The 5,442-nt window shown below is 66.2% G+C and carries 6 protein-coding genes, 1 tRNA gene and 1 pseudogene; 4 read left to right on the top strand and 4 right to left on the bottom strand.

The annotated features are described in order from the left end of the window. Positions 1–1,332: cellulose binding domain-containing protein (locus tag AW273_RS35720; protein WP_198168534.1), on the bottom strand; the 1,332-nt coding region annotated here is incomplete at its 3' end. Between the two features lie 108 nt (positions 1,333–1,440). Further along, a complete protein-coding gene (locus tag AW273_RS35715) occupies positions 1,441–2,040 on the bottom strand; it encodes a TetR/AcrR family transcriptional regulator (protein ID WP_062358196.1) in 600 nt (199 codons plus the stop codon). Between the two features lie 316 nt (positions 2,041–2,356). Here AW273_RS35715 and AW273_RS36850 point away from each other — a divergent pair, with 316 nt between their 5' ends. The 3 genes from AW273_RS36850 to AW273_RS35700 all read left to right on the top strand — a co-directional run bounded on the left by AW273_RS36850 (position 2,357) and on the right by AW273_RS35700 (position 4,129). Next, positions 2,357–2,995 carry a hypothetical protein gene (locus AW273_RS36850; protein WP_083950313.1) on the top strand — a complete coding sequence of 213 codons (639 nt, stop codon included), beginning with the start codon at positions 2,357–2,359 and terminating at the stop codon, positions 2,993–2,995. A gap of 52 nt (positions 2,996–3,047) precedes the next feature. Next, positions 3,048–3,124, top strand: a tRNA-Lys gene (locus AW273_RS35705). A 102-nt stretch (positions 3,125–3,226) separates the two neighbouring features. Continuing rightward, complete coding sequence (locus tag AW273_RS35700) at positions 3,227–4,129, top strand: HNH endonuclease (RefSeq protein ID WP_062358198.1); 903 nt, start codon at positions 3,227–3,229, stop codon at positions 4,127–4,129. Here AW273_RS35700 and AW273_RS35695 read toward each other — a convergent pair. Next, complete coding sequence (locus tag AW273_RS35695) at positions 4,126–4,938, bottom strand: lamin tail domain-containing protein (RefSeq protein ID WP_063910221.1); 813 nt, start codon at positions 4,936–4,938, stop codon at positions 4,126–4,128. The two genes, AW273_RS35700 and AW273_RS35695, sit on opposite strands and share 4 nt — an antisense overlap. A gap of 39 nt (positions 4,939–4,977) precedes the next feature. Beyond that, positions 4,978–5,082: pseudogene (locus AW273_RS36845) on the bottom strand (LuxR C-terminal-related transcriptional regulator); the annotation flags it as partial. A gap of 8 nt (positions 5,083–5,090) precedes the next feature. Between AW273_RS36845 and AW273_RS35690 the strand changes: the two are divergent. Further along, a partial coding sequence (locus AW273_RS35690) for a hypothetical protein (protein ID WP_157556496.1) occupies positions 5,091–5,442 on the top strand: 352 nt, incomplete at its 3' end.

Here is a 5,442-nt window from a genome sequence, read left to right as displayed (position 1 = left end):
GACCACCGGCGCGGAGCCGTTGGCGGCGTCCTGCTGGACGGCCAGGTCCAGGTGGTCACGCAGACCCTTGCTGTTGTTCCCGGCCGAACCACTGGTGATGGCGGCGATCCGGTCCAGCCAGATGGCCGTGGAGGTGTTGGCGACGGCCGAACCACCCGGCTCGGAGGCGGCGCTGGCCGACCAGTCGGGGTTCACGTAACCGGTCGCGCCCGCGTAGGGGTTGTCGACGCGACCGGGGGGCGGGGTGCCGTCGTCGTCGGCCTCGGTCGCGGTGACCGTGACGCTGGTAAGGCCGGAGGAGGCGACGGTGATCGGACGGCTGCCGTTGGTCGTGTCGCTGTCCTGCGCGGCGGCCAGGGTGACGGTCTGCGGCGTCTGCCAGTTCGACGTGGTGAAGGTCAGGCTGGCGCCCGAGCTGACGGTGATGTTGGTGTCACCGGAGCCGGCCGTGTTGGTCACGGTCACGTTGCCGCTCGGGGCGGTGGCGAGACGGACCGTGTAGGTGGCGGTGCCGCCCTCGGGGACGGTCACGGCGGTCGAGGAGACGACCAGCGCCTGGGTCTGCGTGGTGTCGTCGTCGGCCTCGGTGGCGGTGACGTTGACGCTGGTCAGACCACTGGAGGCGACCGTGAAGGTGCGCGAGCCGTTGGTCGTGTCGCTGTCCTGCGCGGCGGCCAGGGTCACGTTCTGCGCGGTGTTCCAGTTGGAACTGGTGAACGTGAGGCTGGCGCCCGAGCTGACCGTCAGGTTGGTGTCACCCGAACCGGCGGTGGTGGTCACCGTCACGTTGGAGGTGGGCTGCGACTGGAGGCGCACCGAGTAGGTGGCGGTGCCGCCCTCGGGCACGCTCACGCTGGTCGGCGTCACGATCAGCGCCTGCTGCTGCGGCGACGGGCTGGGCGACGGGCTCGGCCCGCCGTTGCAGACCGTGCCGTTCAGGGAGAACGAGGTCGGGTTGGTGTTGGTCCCGCTGACCTGGCCGTTGAAGCCGATCGTCACCGACTGGCCGGTGCCCAGGTTGCCGCCCCACGAGGGAGCGACCACGGTAACGTTCTGGCCCGACTGGCTCCAGGTGCCGTTCCACCCCTGCTGAACAGTCTGGTTCCCCGGCCACGTGTACGTGAGTCGCCACGGGTTCACCGCGTCACCGAGGTTGTTGATCGTGATGTTGGCGCCGAAACCGCTGCCGTTGTCCCACTGCTTGGCGTACGTGACCTGGCAGGCGACGGCCGCGCCCGCTGGGGCCTGCATGACGGCGAGCCCGGTGACGGCCAGCAGCATGGCCGCCGCCGTCATGGCGGCTCTGCGCCAGGAACTCAATCGGGGTCCCATAGCTTTCTCTTCTCCTCGGCGTACACGATTGGGAGCGCTCCCAAGATGAGTTCGTTTCGTCGAGGTGTACAGCATGTTTCGTGGGTCGCCGGGATACGGCCAGGATGCCTATGAAAGATTCAGGGTCCTGGCGGCCAGCCGGTGGAGGTGCCGCCGAAACCGGGCGAGCACCTCGGGGTTCTCCGCGCCCAGCCGATCACCCGACTCGTCGAGCACGCCGCCCTGCACGAACCCGTGGACGCACCAGATCAGCGTCCACACGCAGTACTCCATGTCGGCCGTGTCGTCGATGTATCCGGCCTCGGCGGCCTGTTCGAGCACGGAGGTGGTCATGGTGATCAGCGGCTGGGAGTACTGCCGCTCCAGGCCGGTGAGGTCGGCCGCGTCGTACAGCCACCGGTGGATCCACAACGCCGGGAACTCCGGATTGGCGACGCAGAAGTCGATGTAGCGGTCGACGATCTCGTGCACCGCGGCCGAGGCCGTCATCTGGTCGGCCGCCATCATGTCGTTGACGACGCCTTCCAGCGCCTCGGTCTCGATCCGGGAGGCCCGCTCGATGACGGCGAGGTAGAGGTCCCGCTTGGATCCCCCGAAACCCTCCTTGGCCGGGTCGAGCCCGGTCGCCTCGGCGATCTGCTTCAAGGTCGTGGCGTCATACCCGAGTGCGGCGAACAGCCGTGTGGCCCCCTGCAGCAGGCTTTCCATCCAGGGCTCCCCATCCCCTCGTCCTTACCTTTTCCAAGTCCAACACCTGACCGGTCACGGGAGGGCAAACGGCACGCTTGACCACGGAATCCCCTTGCTTATGGGCGTTTCATGGCGTTCGGAGATGTTTTACTGTCCTAGGTTTGCCATGTCATGGTTTGGTGGCTAGTGTCGCTTTCGTTGCCAAGTGCTGACCAACCCACGAGACAGCACTTGACCATCGGATCCGGCAGCGGCCCGCGGGGCCCACCGGACACGCCACCCCTGATGACTCGCGTGGCAGTCCTGTCGTCGTACGGAAAGATCTCCCTTTTTCATGTACGCCCTCAAAGGCATCCTGAAGAACAAGACCGCGACCACCGCACTCGCCACCGCCGGCCTGGCCGTCCTCGGTCTGGGCACGACCGGCGCCGCCACCGCCCTGGCCGCACCTCCGCACACGAACCACGTCCGGATCCACACCAAGCCGGCCGCCATCGTCAAGCCCCTTGAGGCCCCGGCCATGGCCAAGCCCGCGATCAAGGAGCCCTCCTTCGTCAAGCCGGCCGTGCTGACCGGCAAGACCACCGCCTCCTACTTCTGGGACGACTCCTCCGGGCGCGCCGGCGACACGGGCCTGCCCGCCAGCGGCAAGCCGATGCAGAAGGGCATGGCCGCCTCCCCGAGCTGGCCCCTCGGCACCGAGGGCTACGTGGTCTACAACGGCGTCAAGAAGCCGTTCTTCGTGGGGGACCGCGGCCCCGGCAACCCGTCGTCGCGCGGGATCATGCTGGACCTCGACGGGCAGACCTTCGCCGAACTGACCGGCGGCACCTTCGACATGAACACCCTGGCCGTGAAGGACAACGGCGGCTTCGGGCACATCCCGATCGAATACCACATCACCAAGTGGGGCGACGGGACGGGCCTCAAGGGGGCGCCGGTGCCGTTCTCGCTCGGCGCGTGGAGGCTCTGAGCCTTATCGATGTGCGTTGGAGGGCTTGGAGCTGCTAAAGTCTTCCTCGCGGGCGCCGCTAGCTCAGTTGGTTAGAGCAGCTGACTCTTAATCAGCGGGTCCGGGGTTCGAGTCCCTGGCGGCGCACCAATCAAAACCCAGATCACTTTGTGGTCTGGGTTTTTGGTTTGCTCAGGCGTTCGCAGGACACACGACGGTTCTGCGGTGCAGAATCCGTCTGTGATCATGTCTATGGGCGACGATTTGGACAGTCGGATCAGAGCCGCCGCCATGGCATGGCTGCGCAAACGATCCACGCCGGAGAACCCCGTTGTCAGCCGGGCGGAACTTCTCGGCTTTCAGTTTGAAGGACGTACGTTTCCTCTCGTCGACAACCAGTTGGGCATCCGCAAACCCCAAGGACTGAGCGCCGCGTTGTCGATTCTGACGACCTATCGGCCTGACAACCGCAACGCACCCTATGAGGATGCCGTGGGAGCCGATGGCCTGTTGCGCTACAAGTTCCAGGGAAAAGCCGGTCACTACACCAATGAGGGTCTCCGGCAGGCACACCTCCAAGGGCTTCCGCTCATGTGGTTCGTCGGCGTGCAGACCGGCCTGTATCTCCCCTTCTTCCCGGTATGGATCATCGCGGTCGAGGAGACGGCCGGCCAAGTCGCAGTGGCGCTCGACGAAGCCCAGCGACTGATGACGGTCGACGGCACCGTGAGCCCGCTTGAGCGCCGCTACGCCGAACGCGTCACCCGGCAGCGGCTGCATCAACCGGTTTTCCGGCAGCGCGTCATTCAGGCTTATGAAACGAGTTGTGCGATGTGCCGCCTCCGCCACCGATCACTCCTGGATGCGGCCCATATCCTTCCCGACCGGCACAGCCGTGGCATCGCCGCCGTTTCGAACGGCCTTGCCTTGTGCAAGATCCATCATGCGGCGTTCGATCAGAACATTCTCGGGATCCGGCCTGACTTCGTCATCGAAGTGCGATCGGACATTCTCGAGGAGATCGATGGGCCGATGCTCAAGCACGGCCTTCAGGACATGCATGACCAGCCAGTGTCACTGCCCCGCCACAAGGCGGATCGGCCCCATCGCGACCTCATCGAAGAACGGTACGAACTCTTCCGCGCCGCTGGTTAACCTCGGCCGAAGGCGATCGTGCGGCCGTTCCGGACCTGTTCCTTCTTGTACGTCACCGAATCGATCACCACGTCCTTCGGCCCGACCAGCATGATCGAGTCGCCGTCGTTGTCGAGCCGGCCCACGTTGACGACCTTGACCGTCCCCGCCTCGATCGTGCCCGACAACCCCGTCCGGTTGCCCGAGGCGTCGCGCAGGTGCCAGCCGTCCAGCCCGACCGGGTCTGGGGTCACGTTCAGGAGGGTGATCTTCTCGGCGCCCGCGCCCGCGTCGGCGCCGGCCGGGTCGGGCAGGGCGGCCACGATGAGCAGGTCGCCGGTCACGGCCGTCGGCGGGGTGATCGGGCCGGTCGCGGGGTCGGGCGCGATGACGAAGTCCTCGGGCCAGACCGTCAGTTCGATCTGGTCGCCCGAGGCGCGCACCACGTCGTGCAGGTTGCCGCGTTCCCGTCTTGCGATCAGCCAGATCGTGTCGTCGCGGTGGACGGGGTCGACGCGCAGCCAGGTGTCGAAGTGGTCGAAGTCCGGGAAGCCGGCCGCGAAGTAGGGCACCAGGCGGCGGAACAGCTTCGGCCAGATGACGGTCTCGTCGAGCGAGTCGGCGGTCACCGTGGCGTCGATGGCCTCCAGGCGGACGGAGATGCCGCGCCGGTTCAGGTCGGGGGACGTGCCCGACGGCCGGGGGAGCGCCTCGATCAGCGCCGGGGTGTCGGGGAGGAACTTGATCGTGTCACCGTCGGGCTCGGGGCCCTGACGCGGGAGATCGGGATATCTGATCACGAAATTGCCGCGCAAAAGTGTATATGTCATCGCCTATCACCCCGTGGCGAGAATAACCGGGGGCGGAATTCAGATCCAGCCCGCTTCCGTGGCTATGCGTATCGTGTCCACCCGGTTTCTCGCGTTCATTTTGGTGACGATTTTGGTCAGATAGTTTCGTACCGTTCCGACCGAAATATGCATTGAGCTCCGGGGTCCCGCTCCCCCGGCTGACCATCACCGGGAGCGGTACCGCGTGCCGCGTCCTCACCGTCGGCAAGGTCGGCATGACCAACGCGCAGGCGCAGTACCTCGTCGACAACGGGGCGACGACCCGGGTCGAGGTGTGGGCCGAGGACACGATCTACGACAACCGCGTGTACGAGGCGCCGAAGGCGAGCCTGAGCACGATCTCGGACAGGAACGGGGGCGGTCTGTTCATCGTGTCCGACCTGCGCCTGTCCTGCGTCGACTACCTCGACGAGGACGACAAGCCCCCGTTCGACTACGGCGACGAGATCTACACGAAGATCATCTTTGCGGCCCCCGGATATC

The sequence above is a fragment of the Herbidospora yilanensis genome (genome assembly GCF_001570565.1).
GTDB lineage: Bacteria > Actinomycetota > Actinomycetes > Streptosporangiales > Streptosporangiaceae > Herbidospora > Herbidospora yilanensis.
The sequence above is the reverse complement of the archived record's forward strand: the minus strand, read 5'-3'. Positions and strand labels throughout refer to the sequence as shown.

Bases quoted from the DNA above. Each gene is read 5' to 3' on its own strand.
- AW273_RS35700 (WP_062358198.1), top strand. From the start codon at position 3,227: ATGGGCGACGATTTGGACAGTCGGATCAGAGCCGCCGCCATGGCATGG.
- AW273_RS35715 (WP_062358196.1), bottom strand. From the start codon at position 2,040: ATGGAAAGCCTGCTGCAGGGGGCCACACGGCTGTTCGCCGCACTCGGG.
- AW273_RS35695 (WP_063910221.1), bottom strand. From the start codon at position 4,938: ATGACATATACACTTTTGCGCGGCAATTTCGTGATCAGATATCCCGAT.
- AW273_RS36850 (WP_083950313.1), top strand. From the start codon at position 2,357: ATGTACGCCCTCAAAGGCATCCTGAAGAACAAGACCGCGACCACCGCA.